This is a genomic window from Microbacterium sp. KU4F, from assembly GCF_056868075.1.
Genome location: NZ_CP200324.1, coordinates 2,184,036 through 2,198,140, shown reverse-complemented (window position 1 = coordinate 2,198,140; position 14,105 = coordinate 2,184,036). Strand labels below are relative to the sequence as shown.

17 protein-coding genes are annotated in these 14,105 nt (G+C 70.5%); 4 read left to right on the top strand and 13 right to left on the bottom strand.

Annotated elements, in window-relative coordinates; all coding sequences use genetic code 11:
- Positions 1 to 62 precede the first annotated feature (62 nt).
- Genes AC1VNH_RS11245 through AC1VNH_RS11230 form a run of 4 tightly spaced genes read right to left on the bottom strand, consistent with a single transcriptional unit; the run spans position 63 to position 3,190 of the window.
- The gene (locus AC1VNH_RS11245) at positions 63 to 473 is read right to left on the bottom strand and encodes a Fur family transcriptional regulator (RefSeq protein ID WP_137418581.1); all 411 of its coding nucleotides are present in this window, start codon (positions 471 to 473) and stop codon (positions 63 to 65) included.
- A gap of 46 nt (positions 474 to 519) precedes the next feature.
- A complete protein-coding gene (locus AC1VNH_RS11240) occupies positions 520 to 1,380 on the bottom strand; it encodes a metal ABC transporter permease (RefSeq protein WP_483111455.1) in 861 nt (286 codons plus the stop codon).
- Positions 1,377 to 2,198 (bottom strand): metal ABC transporter ATP-binding protein, encoded by an 822-nt coding sequence (locus AC1VNH_RS11235; RefSeq protein ID WP_483111454.1) that lies wholly within the window; start codon positions 2,196 to 2,198, stop codon positions 1,377 to 1,379. Before AC1VNH_RS11235 ends, AC1VNH_RS11240 begins: the two co-directional genes overlap by 4 nt.
- The gene (locus AC1VNH_RS11230) at positions 2,195 to 3,190 is read right to left on the bottom strand and encodes a metal ABC transporter solute-binding protein, Zn/Mn family (protein ID WP_483111453.1); all 996 of its coding nucleotides are present in this window, start codon (positions 3,188 to 3,190) and stop codon (positions 2,195 to 2,197) included. Before AC1VNH_RS11230 ends, AC1VNH_RS11235 begins: the two co-directional genes overlap by 4 nt.
- Before the next feature lie 203 nt (positions 3,191 to 3,393).
- Here AC1VNH_RS11230 and AC1VNH_RS11225 point away from each other — a divergent pair, with 203 nt between their 5' ends.
- A complete protein-coding gene (locus tag AC1VNH_RS11225) occupies positions 3,394 to 3,762 on the top strand; it encodes a hypothetical protein (protein ID WP_483111452.1) in 369 nt (122 codons plus the stop codon).
- A gap of 262 nt (positions 3,763 to 4,024) precedes the next feature.
- On the opposite strand, the gene AC1VNH_RS11220 is transcribed toward AC1VNH_RS11225, so the two are convergent.
- The 4 genes from AC1VNH_RS11220 to AC1VNH_RS11205 form a co-directional block, all read right to left on the bottom strand.
- Positions 4,025 to 5,344 carry a dihydrolipoamide acetyltransferase family protein gene (locus tag AC1VNH_RS11220; RefSeq protein WP_137418576.1) on the bottom strand — a complete coding sequence of 440 codons (1,320 nt, stop codon included), beginning with the start codon at positions 5,342 to 5,344 and terminating at the stop codon, positions 4,025 to 4,027.
- Between the two features lie 142 nt (positions 5,345 to 5,486).
- Positions 5,487 to 6,470 (bottom strand): alpha-ketoacid dehydrogenase subunit beta, encoded by a 984-nt coding sequence (locus AC1VNH_RS11215; protein ID WP_234074023.1) that lies wholly within the window; start codon positions 6,468 to 6,470, stop codon positions 5,487 to 5,489.
- Positions 6,467 to 7,573 (bottom strand): thiamine pyrophosphate-dependent enzyme, encoded by a 1,107-nt coding sequence (locus tag AC1VNH_RS11210; protein ID WP_483112722.1) that lies wholly within the window; start codon positions 7,571 to 7,573, stop codon positions 6,467 to 6,469. Before AC1VNH_RS11210 ends, AC1VNH_RS11215 begins: the two co-directional genes overlap by 4 nt.
- A gap of 55 nt (positions 7,574 to 7,628) precedes the next feature.
- Positions 7,629 to 8,726, bottom strand: coding sequence for a histidinol-phosphate transaminase (locus AC1VNH_RS11205; protein ID WP_483111450.1), 1,098 nt, complete (start codon positions 8,724 to 8,726; stop codon positions 7,629 to 7,631).
- Positions 8,727 to 8,774: 48 nt separating this feature from the next.
- On the opposite strand from AC1VNH_RS11205, the gene AC1VNH_RS11200 reads away from it, so the two are divergent.
- Positions 8,775 to 9,167, top strand: a complete 393-nt coding sequence (locus AC1VNH_RS11200; RefSeq protein ID WP_483111448.1) for a phage holin family protein — start codon at positions 8,775 to 8,777, stop codon at positions 9,165 to 9,167.
- On the opposite strand, the gene AC1VNH_RS11195 is transcribed toward AC1VNH_RS11200, so the two are convergent.
- From AC1VNH_RS11195 to AC1VNH_RS11185, 3 genes are read right to left on the bottom strand one after another with little or no spacing between them, the layout of a single operon-like run.
- A complete protein-coding gene (locus AC1VNH_RS11195; RefSeq protein ID WP_483111447.1) occupies positions 9,139 to 9,804 on the bottom strand; it encodes a hypothetical protein in 666 nt (221 codons plus the stop codon). The genes AC1VNH_RS11200 and AC1VNH_RS11195 overlap by 29 nt on opposite strands.
- The gene (locus tag AC1VNH_RS11190) at positions 9,795 to 10,466 is read right to left on the bottom strand and encodes a hypothetical protein (protein WP_483111446.1); all 672 of its coding nucleotides are present in this window, start codon (positions 10,464 to 10,466) and stop codon (positions 9,795 to 9,797) included. The genes AC1VNH_RS11195 and AC1VNH_RS11190 overlap by 10 nt, the downstream gene beginning before the upstream one ends.
- Positions 10,451 to 10,741, bottom strand: a complete 291-nt coding sequence (locus AC1VNH_RS11185) for a hypothetical protein (RefSeq protein WP_483111445.1) — start codon at positions 10,739 to 10,741, stop codon at positions 10,451 to 10,453. Before AC1VNH_RS11185 ends, AC1VNH_RS11190 begins: the two co-directional genes overlap by 16 nt.
- Positions 10,742 to 10,856: 115 nt before the next feature.
- Between AC1VNH_RS11185 and AC1VNH_RS11180 the strand changes: the two genes are divergently transcribed.
- Positions 10,857 to 11,360, top strand: coding sequence for a low molecular weight protein-tyrosine-phosphatase (locus tag AC1VNH_RS11180; RefSeq protein ID WP_243226355.1), 504 nt, complete (start codon positions 10,857 to 10,859; stop codon positions 11,358 to 11,360).
- The gene (gene purB, locus AC1VNH_RS11175; RefSeq protein WP_483111444.1) at positions 11,357 to 12,772 is read left to right on the top strand and encodes an adenylosuccinate lyase; all 1,416 of its coding nucleotides are present in this window, start codon (positions 11,357 to 11,359) and stop codon (positions 12,770 to 12,772) included. The genes AC1VNH_RS11180 and purB overlap by 4 nt, the downstream gene beginning before the upstream one ends.
- 345 nt (positions 12,773 to 13,117) lie before the next feature.
- Here the strand turns inward: purB and AC1VNH_RS11170 are convergent, their stop codons facing one another.
- Positions 13,118 to 13,468: an amino acid transporter gene (locus tag AC1VNH_RS11170; protein ID WP_483111442.1), complete on the bottom strand. Its 351-nt coding sequence runs from the start codon at positions 13,466 to 13,468 to the stop codon at positions 13,118 to 13,120.
- The gene (locus AC1VNH_RS11165; protein ID WP_483111440.1) at positions 13,465 to 14,100 is read right to left on the bottom strand and encodes an acyl-CoA synthetase; all 636 of its coding nucleotides are present in this window, start codon (positions 14,098 to 14,100) and stop codon (positions 13,465 to 13,467) included. The genes AC1VNH_RS11170 and AC1VNH_RS11165 overlap by 4 nt, the downstream gene beginning before the upstream one ends.
- Positions 14,101 to 14,105 lie beyond the last annotated feature (5 nt).

The following is a 14,105-nucleotide window of genomic DNA, read 5'->3' as shown; positions in this document are numbered from 1 at the left end:
CCACGGACGTACGCGAGCCGGACGAGCGCCGCGGCGACGCCGACCTCGCGCGCTCGGTGCGACTAGTCGTCACGCTCATTCGCCCGGGCGGCGGTGCACGCACCGCAGAGCCCGAAGATGTCGACGACGTGCTCGGCGGAGGTGAAGCCGTGGCTCGCGGCCGTGCGCTGAGCCCACTCCTCGACCTCCGAGGCCTCGATCTCGACCGTCAGACCGCACTGCCGGCAGATGAGGTGATGGTGGTGGCCGCTGGTCACGCAGGCGCGGTAGAGGTTCTCGCCCTCGGGGCTCTGCAGCGAATCGGCGTCGCCGCCGGCGGCGAGCCCCGCGAGCGCGCGGTAGACGGTGGCCAGGCCGATGCCGGTGTTGTCGTCGCGCAACCGCGCGTGCAGCGTCTGGGCGCTGACGAAACCCTGCGCGTCGGAGAGGGCTTCGCGGACGCGCTCGCGCTGCCAGGTGTTGCGCTGAGCCATGCCCGAATCCTACCCGCGCACCCTGGCAGCGGGCCGGGCGCTGTTCTCAGGCGGCACGCGTCACGCGGTCGCGACGTGCTCCGATCGCGCGGCAGACGATGTAGATGACGAACGAGATCGTCGTGATGTACGGGCTCACCGGCAGGGTTCCCGCCACCGCGAGCAGGATGCCGCCGACGGCGGAGACGACGCCGAACAGCGCAGCCCACAGCGGCACCGCGAGCGGGCCGGTGGAGATGCGCATCGCGGCCGCTGCGGGGGTCACGAGCAGCGCGAGCACGAGCAACGCGCCGATGATGTGCACGGCGACGGCCACGATGAGCCCGAGCAGCAGCATGAAGGCGAGCGAGACCGCCCTCGTCGGCACACCGCGCGCGGCGGCCGACTGGGGGTCCAGCGAGTCGAAGCGCAGCGGGCGCCAGATGAGCAGCAGACCCACCAGCACCACGGCCGCGATCGCGATGAGCACGCCGAGCTGCCCGGTCTGCACGTAGACGATCTGGCCCGTGAGCAGGCTGAACCGGTTGGCGCTTCGTCCGTTGTACAGCGAGAGGAAGAGGATGCCGAGACCGAGTCCGAAGGGCATCAGCACACCGATGATCGAGTTCCGGTCGCGCGCGCGGGAGCCGAGCCAGCCGATGAGGGCTGCGGCGATCATCGAGCCGACGATGGATCCCGTCACGACGTCGAAGCCGAGGAGGAGGGCGGCAGCGGCGCCGGCGAAGGAGAGTTCGCTGATGCCGTGCACCGCGAAGGCCATGTCGCGCTGCATCACGAACACGCCGATGAGACCGCCGACGATGCCGAGGACGGCGCCCGCCCACACCGAGTTCTGCACGAGCTCGAGGATCTGGCCGTACTGGGCCACGCCTCCGAACAGCGCGTCGCCGACGTCGCTCCAGTTCATGCGTGGTCCTCGTGGTCGTGATGGTGGTGGTGCGACTGCTCCGCATCCGGCGCTCCGACGACGACGAGGCGTCCGCCCGCCCGCAGCACGTGCACGGGAGCGCCGTAGAGGTCACTGAGCACGGCGGAGTCGAGCACCTGGTCAGGGGTCCCGAGCATGAAGGTGCCGCCGGCGATGTAGAGGATGCGGTCGACCGTGTCGAGCACCGGGTTGATGTCGTGGGTCACCAACAGAACGCCGGCCTGACGCTGCCGGCGATGCCGATCGATCAGCGACACCACGGCCTGCTGGTTCGCGAGGTCGAGACTCGTCAGCGGCTCGTCGCACAGCAGCAGGCGGGGGTCGTCCGCGAGCGCCTGCCCGACGCGGAGCCGCTGCTGCTCCCCGCCCGAGAGCAGTCCGACCGGACGGTCGGCGAAGGTCTCGGCGCCCACGGCGGCGAGGAGCTCGTCGACGCGAGCCCGGTCGCGCCGGCGGGAGATCGGCAGACCGAAGCGGTGGCCGTCCACGCCGAGCGCGACGACATCGCGGCCGCGCATCGAGGTGTCGCGCGGCAGCGGGCGCTGCTGGGGGATGTAGCCGATGCGCCGGTTCCCGGCCCGGGTGACCGGCGCCCCGAGGGCCGTGATCGTTCCCTCGCTGAGCCTGTCGAGGCCGAGGATCGCTCGCAGCAGCGTCGTCTTGCCGGCGCCGCTGGGTCCGAGAATGGCAACCAGCTCGCCGGGCGCGACGGTCAGATCCAGCCCGCGCCACAGGTCGCGTCCGCCGCGCCGAAGCGCAGCGGACGCGATGACGAGCGGGTCGCGCTCGGTCGTCACTTGTCGAGGGCTCCGGCGAGGTCCTCGATGTTCTTCTGCATCCACTGGATGTAAGTCTGGTCGTCCGGACGGGTTTCCGTGAACTCGAGCACCGGAATGCCCGCGGTACCCGCCGCGTCGATGATCTGCGTCGTCTCGGCGCCGCCGGCCTGGGCGTTCGCGATGACGACCTTCACCTCGCCCGACTTGACCTCGTTGAGAGCCGCCAGCAGCACCGCCGCGGGCACGTCCTGGCCCTCTTCGACGGCCTCGCTGAACTCGTCCGGCGTGGCGTTCTCGAGTCCGGCGGCGGCGATCAGGTAGCCCGGCACCGGCTCGGTCACGAAGACCTCGGCGCCGCCGTGCGCGGCCTTGATGTCGTCGAGGGCCTTCTCGAGACCGGCGACCTGCGCGAGGAACGCGGTCGAGTTCGCCTGGAAGGTCTCCGCCTCGTCGGGAACGAGACGCGAGAGCTCCTCGGTGATCGCCTCGGTCACGTGCTCGATCGTGTGCGGGTCGTACCAGACGTGCTCGTTGAAGCCCTCGATGTGGTCGTGGTCGTGCTCCAGCTCGGAGTGCGGGCTCGCTTCGAGCTCGTCCGTGTCGTGCTCGGTCGCCTCGGCGCCCTGCCAGCTGTCGGAGTACTCGGCCGCGACGATCACCGGCGCCTCGGACTTGCTCGCGTCGATGAGCGAGTCCATGAACGCGTCGTACCCGCCACCGTTCTGGATGATGAGGTCGGCCTTCTGCACCGTCAGCTGGTCGGCGGCGGTGGCCTCGTACTCGTGCGGGTCCTGTGCGGCCGACGAGATCACGGGAGTGATCGTGGCCGCATCCCCCGCGATCTCCTCGGCGATCTGGCTGTACACGTTCGTCGAGGTGACGATGGTGATCGCGTCGGCGGATGCGGAGCTCTGCGACGGATCGGCCGTGGCCGACGCGCATCCGGCGAGCGTGAGGGCGGCGCCGGCGACGAGGGCGGGCGCGAGGAGAAGTCGGGTCTTCAGGGGCATGGCGGTCACTCTACGCCTACTGATAATCGTTATCAAAATCGGTTGAGCACGACGATGGCACACTGTTCGAGTTCGCTCAACACGTGTACGACAGATTCCGGGGCCCACCCGGTGTGTTGCAACTGCCTCGGTGCGTCCGCGTCGCCAAACTCGGAAGACCGGACCGCAGCTTCGGCACCCGCTCACCGTGGTGAGGGGTCACGATGCCCCTGACGATCCTCTGGCCGATGTTCAGAACGATCGTGATCGGTGGTGGTGACCCACTGATAGGCGATCCTCCTGATAGGCGATCCTCGCCGGAGCCTGAGAGGAGCATCGTCATGGCTGAGAACGCCGACACCGAGCGGAACCCCTTCGCGCATCCGGGGTTCATCGTCGGCGCGGTGGTGGTGGCTGCGCTCGTGGCGACGGCCATCGTTCTGAGCGTCACCAACCTCGGCCGTGGCAACGACGACGCCCCACCCGTCGTTCCCTCCGACGCTCCGCGACCCACGGCCACCCGGACGCTCCCACCGGTATCGGTCGCGAGCGCCAAGAGCGCCCACGGTCTCGAAGGCGTCCGGATCGGCTAGTCGCGTTCGCAGCTGCGGGCGGGGTGCGGGCGGGGTACGGGCGCCAGGCGGGTGCGGCGCCAGGCGGGTGCGGACCCAGGCGGGTGCGGACCCAGGCGGGTGCGGGCCCAGGTGGGGTGCGGGCCCGCATCCGCCACACTTCTCCGCGAGTGCGACAGGAAATCACTGTGGCGGATGCGAAGACCTGTGGCATCTGCGCATGTGCGACGCAACTCGGGCACACGCGGACGGCACCACCGAGCGCGGAACGGCCCCGACGGGATCACTCCACGAGGAGGGCGGGCTCCTCGAGGACGGCGGCGACGTCGGCGATGAAGCGGCTCATGCCGTCACCGTCGATGACGCGGTGATCGAACGAACCGGACACCGTCGTCACGAAGCGCGGGCGCACCTCGCCATCGACGACCCACGGCTTCTGACGGATTGTTCCCATCGCGATGATCCCGGCCTCACCCGGGTTGATGATGGGGGTTCCCGCATCCATCCCGAAGACGCCGATGTTGGTGATCGTGATGGTCCCCTGCTGCTGGTCGGCGGGCGGGGTCTTGCCCTCGCGCGCCGTGAGCGTCAGGCGCTCCAGGGCCTTCGCCAGCTCGCGCATGCTCAGGTTCTGGGCGTCCTTGATGTTCGGGACGATCAAGCCGCGCGGCGTCGCCGCCGCGATGCCGAGGTTCACGTAGTGGCGGAGGTTGATCTGCGCGCCGTCGTCGCCGTCCACCCACGCGGCGTTGACCATGGGCGTGCGACGCACCGCCCAGATGACCGCACGGGCCATGATCAGCAGCGGCGAGACCTTCGTGTCTGCGTAGTCGGGCGACGCCTTGAGGCGCTTCACGAGTTCCATCGTGCGCGTCGCGTCGACGTCGGTCCACACCGTCACGTGCGGCGCGGAGTAGGCGCTGCGCACCATCGACCCGGCCGTCGCCTTGCGCACACCCCTCACCGGGATGGACTCCTCGCGCGGGTCGGACTCGGCCACGGATGCGGCGACCGGGATCGTCTCCTCGCGCACCTCGGGCCACTCGGGCGTCTCGATGTTGCGGAACACGCTCGCCTGCGACGCGTGCTTCACGACGTCGTCGCGTGTCACCTCGCCGGCGGCGCCGCTGGGCGTCACGGCGGAGAGGTCGACGCCCAGGTCGCGGGCGAGCTTGCGGATCGGCGGCTTCGCCACGACCCCGGCGGCGGATGCGGCGGGCGCCGCGGCGGGCTTGCGGCGCCGCGAGGTGACGGCACCGGCGGAGCCGTAGCCGACGAGGACGGAGCCGCCCGCCTCGGGCTCGGCCGCGGGGGCCGGAAGTCCCGGGTCGCCGGGTGCGGGGACATCGGATGCGGGAGCCGCCGCATCCGCGATCGTGATGATGGGGGCCCCGACGTCGACCGTCTGCCCCTCCTCGACGAGCACCTCGCCGACCACGCCGGCGAAGGGAGAGGGCAGCTCGACGAGCGACTTCGCCGTCTCGATCTCGACGATGACGTCGTTGACGGCGACGGTGTCGCCGCTCTTGACGTGCCAGGTGACGATCTCGGCGTCGGTGAGGCCCTCGCCGACATCCGGGAGGTGGAAGGTCTGCGTGCTCATTGCGGTTCCTTTCGCCGTTCCTTCACCCACGAGACTGCAAGTTGGTGACGAGATCACGGGTAAACACCGTGATCTCGTGCTCGAAATGCAGTCTCGCGGTCATGAGGGCGTGAGGGGCGGGATGGGATGAGGGGCGGAGTGGTCAGTAGGCGAGGGCGCGGTCGACGGCCTCGAGGATGCGGTCGGCATCGGGCAGGTACTGCCCCTCGAGCTTGGCGGGCGGGAAGGGCACGTCGAAGCCGGACACGCGCAGCACCGGCGCCTCGAGCGAGTAGAACGCGCGTTCGGTGACGGTCGCGGCGATCTCGGAGCCGAGCGAGGTGAACTGCGGGGCCTCCTGCGCGTAGACCATGCGGCCCGTGCGGGCGACGGAGTCGAGGATGGGGCCGTAGTCCACGGGCGAGAGGGAGCGCAGGTCGATGACCTCGCAGCTGGTCCCCTCGCTCTCGGCGAGCGCGGCCGCCTGCAGCAGCGTCGAAACCATGGCTCCGTGTCCGACGAGCGTCACATCGGTGCCCCGCCGCACGATGCGGGAGGCGTGCAGGGGCAGCGCCCGAGCCGAGAGGTCCACCTCGCCCTTGGGCCAGTAGCGGCTCTTCGGTTCGAGGAAGACGACCGGGTCGTCGGAGGCGATCGCGTCCTGGATCATCCAGTACGCATCGTTCGGCGTGGACGGGCTCACCACGCGCAGGCCCGGGGTGTGCGTGAAGTACGCCTCGGGGCTCTCCTGGTGGTGCTCGACGGCGCCGATGTGCCCGCCGTACGGGATGCGGATGACCACGGGCATGCGCAGCGCGCCCTCGTGGCGGTTGGTCAGCTTGGCCAGCTGTGTGGTGATCTGGTCGAAGCCAGGGAAGACGAAGCCGTCGAACTGGATCTCGCACACGGGGCGGAACCCGCCCATCGCGAGACCGATCGCGGTGCCGATGATGCCCGACTCGGCGAGCGGTGTGTCGATCACGCGGTTCTTGCCGAACTCGGCCTGCAGGCCCTCGGTGACGCGGAAGACGCCCCCGAGCGGACCGATGTCCTCACCCATTAGCAGCACACGGTCGCTGTCGCGCATGGCCTGGGCCATACCCGCGTTCAGGGCCTTGCTCATCGGCAGGGTGGTCATCTCGCTCATGCCTGACCTCCCTCGAGGGATGCTTCGTACTCGGCCAGCCAGCGTTTCTGCTCGTCGACGAGCGGATGCGGCTCGCTGTAGACGTGGTCGAACATCATCTCCGTGCCGATGGACCCGAGCGCGACCGTGCGGGCGCGGACGTCCTCGGCGTAGTCGGCGGCCGCCGCATCCACGTCGGCGAAGAACGCGTCCGACGCGCCGCGCGAGCGCAGGTAGGCCGCCATCCGGGCGATCGGGTCGCGCTCGGCCCACGACTGCTCCTCCGCCGAGGTGCGGTACTTGGTCGGGTCGTCGCTGGTCGTGTGCGCACCCATGCGGTACGTCATCGCCTCGATCGCGCGGGGTCCGCCGCCGGCGCGCGCCTCGTCGAGGGCCTGGCGCGTGACGGCGAAGCTCGCCAGCACGTCGTTGCCGTCGACCTGGACGCTCGGCATTCCGTAGCCCTCGCCGCGGCGGTAGAGCGGCGCCGAGGCCTGGGTGGCGACGGGGACCGAGATGGCCCACTGGTTGTTCTGGAGGAAGAACACCTGCGGTGCGCGGTAGCTCGCCGCGAAGACCATCGCCTCGTGCACATCGCCCTGGCTGGACGCGCCATCGCCGTAGTAGACGATGACGGCCTCGTCGCGATCGAGGTCGCCGGTGCCGGTCTTGCCGTCGAAGACGAGGCTCATGCCGAAGCCGGCGGCGTGCAGCGTCTGCGAGCCGAGCACGAGCGTGTAGATGTGCGTGTTGCCGTTCTTGGGGTCGTAGGGGTTCCACCCGCCGTGGGTGAGTCCGCGCATGAGCCGCACGATGTCGATCGGGTCGACGCCGCGGATGGTGCACACGACGTGCTCGCGATAAGAGGGGAAGAGGTGGTCCTGCGCTCTCGCGGCGTGAGCGGACCCGACCTGCGCGGCCTCCTGCCCCCAGCTCGGCGGCCAGAGGGCGAGCTGACCCTGACGCTGCAGGTTCGTCGCCTGCCGGTCGAAGGCGCGCACGACCACCATGTCGCGGTAGAAGGTCTCGAGCTGGGCATCGTCGATCGCGGCGACGGCGGCGAGGTAGGGCTCGGCGGCGGGGGTCGGCGCGAACGATCCGTCCGCCGCCAGCACCCGCACCATCCGCGCGTCGTCGTCGGCCGGAGAGAACGTGTCGGGCGAGGTCACGGGCTCTACGCTATCTGCTGGCGGGATGGCCTTCTGGGAGGTCGCGCACAACGGATGCGGCAATTCGTAGGATCTGCTCGACAGACTCTTCTTCGCCGATCGAGATCCTCAGGCCGTCTCCTGCGAAGGCGCGGACCACCAGCCCGCCCTCGTCGAAGGCCGCCGCGGCGTCGGCCGTGGCCTCTCCCGTGGCGAGCCAGACGAAGTTGCCCTGCGCCTCGGGAACCCGCCATCCGGCGTCACGAAGACCCGCCGCGACGCGGTCGCGACGCTCGGCGATCACCCGCACGCGCTCGAGCAGCTCGGCGTCGGCGTCGAGGCTCGCGAGCGCCGCCTCTTCGGCGGTGGCGGTGACCGAGAGGGGGATGGCGACGGCGCGCGCCGCATCCAGCACGCGGCGGTGACCGATCGCGTATCCGATGCGGAGCCCCGCAAGCCCGTAGGCCTTCGAGAAGGTGCGCAGCGCCACGACGTTCGGGCGGGTGACGCCCGTGCGACGCAGGCCGTCGACCGCGTCCGGCGCGGTGACGAACTCGGCGTACGCCTCGTCGAGGATGACGAGCACGTCGGCGGGGACCGCCGTAACGAAGGTGTCGAACTCGTCCTGCGTCACGACCGGGCCGGTGGGGTTGTTGGGGCTGCACACGATGACGGCGCGGGTGCGTGGGGTGATCGCCGCGGCCATCGCGACCAGGTCGTGGCGGCCCTCGGCCGTCAGCGGCACCTCGACGCGGTCGGCGCCTGCGACGGTGACGAAGCTCGGGTAGGCCTCGAAGGACCGCCACGCGTAGACGACCTCGTCGCCGGGGCCCGCGACCGCGAGGACCAGCTGCGAGAGCAGCGACGCACTTCCGGCGCCGATGTGCACCTCGTCGGCGTCGACGCCGTAGCGCTCGGCCAGACGCACGCGGAGCCTTGCCGCGGTCGCGTCCGGGTAGCGGTTCACCGTCTCGGCGGCGCGGAGGGCGGCCAGCACACGAGGCAGCGGGGCGAAGGGGTTCTCGTTGCTCGAGAGCTTGAACGCGTCGGCACCGGCCGGCTTCCCCTGTCGGTAGACCGGCAGGGCCGCGATCTCTGGGCGCACACGAACGGGAATCGGCTCTGTCACACCGAGAGTCTAGGAGCGCGGATGCGGGGCGCGTGCCACACTTCCGGCATGGGCTTTCTCATCCGCGTCGTGGTGAATGCGTTCTCGATCTGGGTCGTGACCCTCATCCCGGTCCTCGGCGTCAGCGTCATCGCGTTCCCGCCGGGCGGAACGCTCGAGATCGTGCTGTCACTGCTGATCGTGGCACTCGTCTTCGCGCTCGTGAACACGATCGTGGGATCGGTCGTGAGGGTGATCGCCTTCCCGCTCTACGTGCTCACGCTCGGCCTGTTCTCGCTCATCGTGAACGGATTCCTGCTCTGGCTGACCAGCTGGATCACCGGGTTCTGGAACTGGGGTCTGCGGGTCGAGAGCTTCTGGTGGGGCGTCGTCGCGGCCCTCGTCATCGCGGTCATCAACGGCATCTTCGGCGTCATCCTGCGCCCGAAGAGGCGGGACTGACCGCACCGGAGCGCCGTCCGGGTGCCGCATCGACCTGACGCGCGCCGAACTCCTGCGCCGAGATGAGGCGGGCGCCCTCGAGCTCGGCCATCCGCTCGTGCACCTGAGCGACCCGAGGATCCGCCGAGGCGTCGACGAGTTCGGCCGTCTCGGCGTAGGCGGTGAGGTGGTGCGCCGGCAGCCCGAGGTCCTGCGGGCCGGGCGCGGGGTCGACGACCCGCGTGGCGACGAAGCTCCCCTCCGCGCCCACCCGGGTGGCGAATCCCCCGCCGGCGAGCATCGCCACCGGGTCGTCGCCGTGACGCAGATCGACGGCGATCGCGTCGGGACCCGGATCGGCCGCGGTCGGGGAGCCCGCGGTCCCGACCACTCTCACGTCGTAGTCTCCGGTCGCCGCGACCTGACCCACCAGCATCCCGCCCTGCGAGTGACCGTAGAGATAGAGCGTGTCGCCGGGTTGCACGCCCGCCTCGGCGAGCATCGCCGTGAGGACCAGGTAGGCGTCGGACTGCTCACCGCCGTACCCCTGCACGTTCGAGACCATGTCCCACACCTCGTCGCCGCCGAGCCCGCTCGTGCCGGCGACGTACACGGCGTACGCGGTTCCGGATGCGGTCGCGTACTTCTCTATGCGCACCCGCGCCTCGCCGCCCTGAGGAATCCGCCCGAGGGCCGGCGCGAGCGCGGTGGAGCTGCGGCCGGACGCTCCGCGGGAGACAGCGGCACGATCTCCGGCACGGGGCGCCCCGTCGGGGAAGGATGCGTGCCGAACGGGATGCGGCCGCGCGTCGCGGCCAGGCGCGCGATGACAGTCCCCGAGGCCAGGCTCGCTCCCGCGAGGAACGGCATCAGCAGGGTGAACCACGTCCAGCCGTCACCCAAGCCGGAATCCGCCCGCAGCAACTCCGTCGCCCCGGGATAGGCATGCTCGAGGGCCGCGATCCGGTCTCGAGCATGCGCGACGGCCTCGGCGTCTCCCGCGGCGGATGCGAGAGCGGCCTCTGCGCCCATCTCGGCGATCTCGTACACCGCCGCGCACAGGAGCAGCCGGTCCTGCTGCTCCCGCGCGCGATCCGCCAGCGCACCCACCTCACGGAGGCGCTCGTCCTGAGTCAGCCCCAGCACCGGCAGCGTGTGCGCGCTGATGCGCGCATCGGCGCGGGCGATGTCGGCGACAGCCTCGTCGAGTCGCGCGGCCGCCCCCACCAGCACGGCGGCCGCATCCCGCAACCGCGCCGTGTCGACGGCGACCGCCCCGCCGGAGGAGATGCCGACCTCGTCCGTCACGACGACCACCATCCGAAGAGGTTGCCGCCGCCGGTGACCAACGCCCGGCTGCGGATCTCGGCGATCACGTCGTCGAGGGCCAGCAGACGCTGGCGCTCATCGGCGAGCGCTGTGGTCCACGCATCGTGGGCGAGCTGGAAGGCGCGCATCGCGGGCGAGGCCCACGCGATCGCCGCCGCGAGACTCGCGGCATCGCGGATGACCGTCTCGATCACCTCGACGGCTGCGAGCACGTCGCGCCGTGCCGCGTCGAAGGAGAAGACGACATCGTCGAGGGTGTCTGTCATCCCCCGATGCTCGCCCCGCATCCGATCAGTGCGGGGGCGGGCGCATCCGATCCGCGGATCGCTCGCCGCGAGATCGTGGCTGTGCAGGAGAGGTCGTCAGGACCACAATGGACCCATGCCCACGTCCTCGCCGTTCCGCGTGGTGTTCGTGTGCACCGGGAACATCTGCCGATCCCCGATGGCCGAGATCGTCTTCCGCTGGTTCGCCGAGTCGGTGGGCCTCGGTGACCGCGTGGTGTCCACGAGCGCCGGCACCGGGGATTGGCACGTCGGAGAGCCCGCCGATCCGCGCACGGTCGAGGCGCTGGAGCGTCACGGCTACGACGGCCGGCATCACCGCGCCCGGCAGTTCGAGTTCGCGGATTACGAGCGCAACGACCTGGTCATCGCGCTGGATCGATCGCACGAACGGAACCTGCGCGCGTGGGCGCGGTCGGAGACCGATTCCGACAAGGTCGTGCTGCTGCGCGCGTTCGACCCGCAGCCCGACGACAGCCTCGACGTCCCTGACCCGTACTACGCCGGCCCCGAGGCGTTCGACGAGGTGCTCGCTATGATCGAGAGCGCGTGCCGGGCGCTCTTCCGGCAACTCGAACCCGCCATCCGCTCCGCGGGATGACCCGCGCGGCCCACCGCCCTCGACGGAGTACCGTGTCGAACTTCCCCGCCCAGCCGCTCAGCCCCCTCGACGGTCGCTACCAGGCCGCCGTCTCCGCCCTCGGCGACTTCCTCTCGGAAGCAGGGCTCAACCGCGCCCGCGTCGAGGTCGAGGTGGAGTGGCTCATCACCCTCACCGACCGGGGCCTGTTCGGACAGTCGCCGTTGACGGACGCCGAGAAGGACTCCCTCCGGGCGCTCTACCGCGACTTCGGGCAGGCCGAGATCGACTGGCTCGCCGAGCGCGAGGCGGTCACGCGCCACGACGTGAAGGCCGTCGAGTACCTCGTGCGCGACCGCCTCTCCGCCCTGGGGCTGGACCGCATCGCCGAGCTCACGCACTTCGCCCTGACCAGCGAGGACGTCAATTCGACGTCGTACGCCCTCACCGTCCAGCGCGCCGTGACGCAGGTGTGGCTGCCGAAGCTGCGGCAGGTCATCGAGCGCCTGCGGGCCGTGTCGGTCGAACTGGCGGATGCGGCGATGCTCGCCCGCACCCACGGCCAGCCCGCGACCCCCACCACGATGGGCAAGGAGATCGCAGTCTTCGCGTGGCGCCTGGAGCGGGTGCGCGCCCAGCTGGAGTCCTCCGAGTACCTCGCGAAGTTCTCCGGCGCGACCGGAACCTGGTCGGCGCACCTCGCCGCCGATCCGGATGCGGACTGGGTCGAGATCTCCCGCGGCTTCGTCGAGGGCCTGGGGCTCGGGTTCAACGAGCTCACCACCCAGATCGAGTCGCACGACTGGCAGGTCGAGCTCTACGACCGCGCGCGGCACGCGGGCGGCATCCTGCACAACCTCGCGACCGACGTGTGGACCTACATCTCCCTCGGCTACTTCGCGCAGATCCCCGTGGCCGGCGCGACCGGTTCGTCGACCATGCCGCACAAGATCAACCCCATCCGCTTCGAGAACGCGGAGGCGAACCTCGAGATCGCGGGCGGGCTGTTCCAGACCCTGGCCGCAACCCTGGTCACGAGCCGCCTGCAGCGCGACCTCACCGACTCCACCACGCAGCGCAACATCGGCGTCGCGTTCGGTCACTCGCTGCTCGCTCTCGACAACTTGCTGCGCGGGCTCGGCGAGATCTCGCTCTCGCGCGAGGTGCTGCTGGCCGACCTCGACACGAACTGGGAGGTGCTCGCCGAGGCCATCCAGACCGTCATCCGCGCCGAGGTCGTTGCAGGCCGCTCGCAGATCACCGACCCGTACGCGCTGCTGAAGGAGCTCACCCGCGGGCACCGCGTCGGCGGCGCCGATCTCGCCGAGTTCGTGCGCGGACTCGACATCGGCGACGCGGCGAAGGAGCGCCTGCTCGCCCTGACGCCCGCCACCTACACGGGCCTCGCCGCCTCCCTCGTCGCCGGCTCCTGACCCGCTCGGGGCGGGGCTCACCGCATCCGGGCCGCACCCGGGGAAATGGCACCGCACCATCCGCCCCGCGAGACTGCATTTCGAGCACGAGATCACTGTCATTACCCGTGATCTCGTGCGAGAGATGCAGTTTCGCGGTCCGCTGCCGCGCCCGGGGCGCAGAGGTGATCGGATGCAGGGCGCGTCGGATCCTGGGTCTCCCCTACCCCTCTTTCCCCGTCCCCTCCCCCGAGAATGCACTTCGAGCACGAGATCACTGTCATTACCCGTGATCTCGTGCGAGAGATGCAGTCTCGCGGAGAGTGACCGAGCGAACGCGCCGGAAGCGGGCCGAGCGAACGGGCGCTAGGCGCGGGGCGCGGCGTCGCCGTCGGCGGAGTCGGATGCGGGGCCGTCGCCGGATGCGTCCTCGGACTCCTCCTTGGGCAGCAGCACCGCGCGATCGACCGTACGGTTCACCTGCGCCGGGTCGACCGCGAGCATGAGCAGCGCGATGATCACGAGCGTCGCGATGAAGGTGATCCCCGCGACGATGCCGCCGACCATGAGGGCATGGCCCGACTGCCCGGCGACCCGGTTCTGGAAGAAGCCCATCGAGATGAGCGTGACGACGCCGGCGAAGACGGCGGCAGCGAGAGCGAGCCCGATCAGCTGAGCGGGCTTCATGAGGTCGCGACGGGTGGGCTTGTCTGTCATGCCGCCTCCTCGGGCGCGGGGGCGGGCTCGCGGCGCGGGGAGAAGCCCGCGATCCCCAGGTAGACCGCGACGATCGCCGCATAGCCGCCGAAGAGTCCGACAGCGATCGTGATGCCGGTGAGCGTGAAGGAGCCGGCCTCTTCGATGCTGTACTGCAGCGCGTAGGCGGGCTGGACGGCAAGGGTCCCGAGAGCGAGCAGCACGCCCACGATTCCGACCGTGAGCGCGTCACGCGCCTCGGAGCGAGCAGCGCTGCCGCGGTCTGCGGCGCGAAGGGCCCGCAGGCCCGCAATACCCTCGACGAGGCCCGTGACCAGGGCCCACGAGATCACGATCACGAAGAAGGCCAGCGTCGTGCGCAGCGTCGGGATGCCGGAGACTCCCCCGGCGATCAGGGTGAGAGCACCCAGCAGGATGGGCAACCGGCGCTGACCGGGTCCGTACACGAGCCATGCCGAGAGCAGCCAGACGATCGCCGACGCCATCGCGAAGCCGCTGAACACCGAGAGCCCCACGGCGGCCGAGTGGTCGGGCGAAAACGTGATCATCACGGCCGCAACAGCCGCGAAGAGGGCTCGCACCAACTGAACGTGGCGCGGCTCGAAGGCGCGCGCGGAAGAACTGCTGGTCATGGCTC

Bases quoted from the DNA above. Each gene is read 5' to 3' on its own strand.
- AC1VNH_RS11245 (WP_137418581.1), bottom strand. From the start codon at position 473: ATGGCTCAGCGCAACACCTGGCAGCGCGAGCGCGTCCGCGAAGCCCTC.
- AC1VNH_RS11240 (WP_483111455.1), bottom strand. From the start codon at position 1,380: ATGAACTGGAGCGACGTCGGCGACGCGCTGTTCGGAGGCGTGGCCCAG.
- AC1VNH_RS11230 (WP_483111453.1), bottom strand. From the start codon at position 3,190: ATGCCCCTGAAGACCCGACTTCTCCTCGCGCCCGCCCTCGTCGCCGGC.
- AC1VNH_RS11225 (WP_483111452.1), top strand. From the start codon at position 3,394: ATGCCCCTGACGATCCTCTGGCCGATGTTCAGAACGATCGTGATCGGT.
- AC1VNH_RS11220 (WP_137418576.1), bottom strand. From the start codon at position 5,344: ATGAGCACGCAGACCTTCCACCTCCCGGATGTCGGCGAGGGCCTCACC.
- AC1VNH_RS11215 (WP_234074023.1), bottom strand. From the start codon at position 6,470: ATGAGCGAGATGACCACCCTGCCGATGAGCAAGGCCCTGAACGCGGGT.
- AC1VNH_RS11210 (WP_483112722.1), bottom strand. From the start codon at position 7,573: ATGGTGCGGGTGCTGGCGGCGGACGGATCGTTCGCGCCGACCCCCGCC.
- AC1VNH_RS11200 (WP_483111448.1), top strand. From the start codon at position 8,775: ATGGGCTTTCTCATCCGCGTCGTGGTGAATGCGTTCTCGATCTGGGTC.
- AC1VNH_RS11190 (WP_483111446.1), bottom strand. From the start codon at position 10,466: ATGGTGGTCGTCGTGACGGACGAGGTCGGCATCTCCTCCGGCGGGGCG.
- AC1VNH_RS11185 (WP_483111445.1), bottom strand. From the start codon at position 10,741: ATGACAGACACCCTCGACGATGTCGTCTTCTCCTTCGACGCGGCACGG.
- AC1VNH_RS11180 (WP_243226355.1), top strand. From the start codon at position 10,857: ATGCCCACGTCCTCGCCGTTCCGCGTGGTGTTCGTGTGCACCGGGAAC.
- purB (WP_483111444.1), top strand. From the start codon at position 11,357: ATGACCCGCGCGGCCCACCGCCCTCGACGGAGTACCGTGTCGAACTTC.
- AC1VNH_RS11170 (WP_483111442.1), bottom strand. From the start codon at position 13,468: ATGACAGACAAGCCCACCCGTCGCGACCTCATGAAGCCCGCTCAGCTG.
- AC1VNH_RS11165 (WP_483111440.1), bottom strand. From the start codon at position 14,100: ATGACCAGCAGTTCTTCCGCGCGCGCCTTCGAGCCGCGCCACGTTCAG.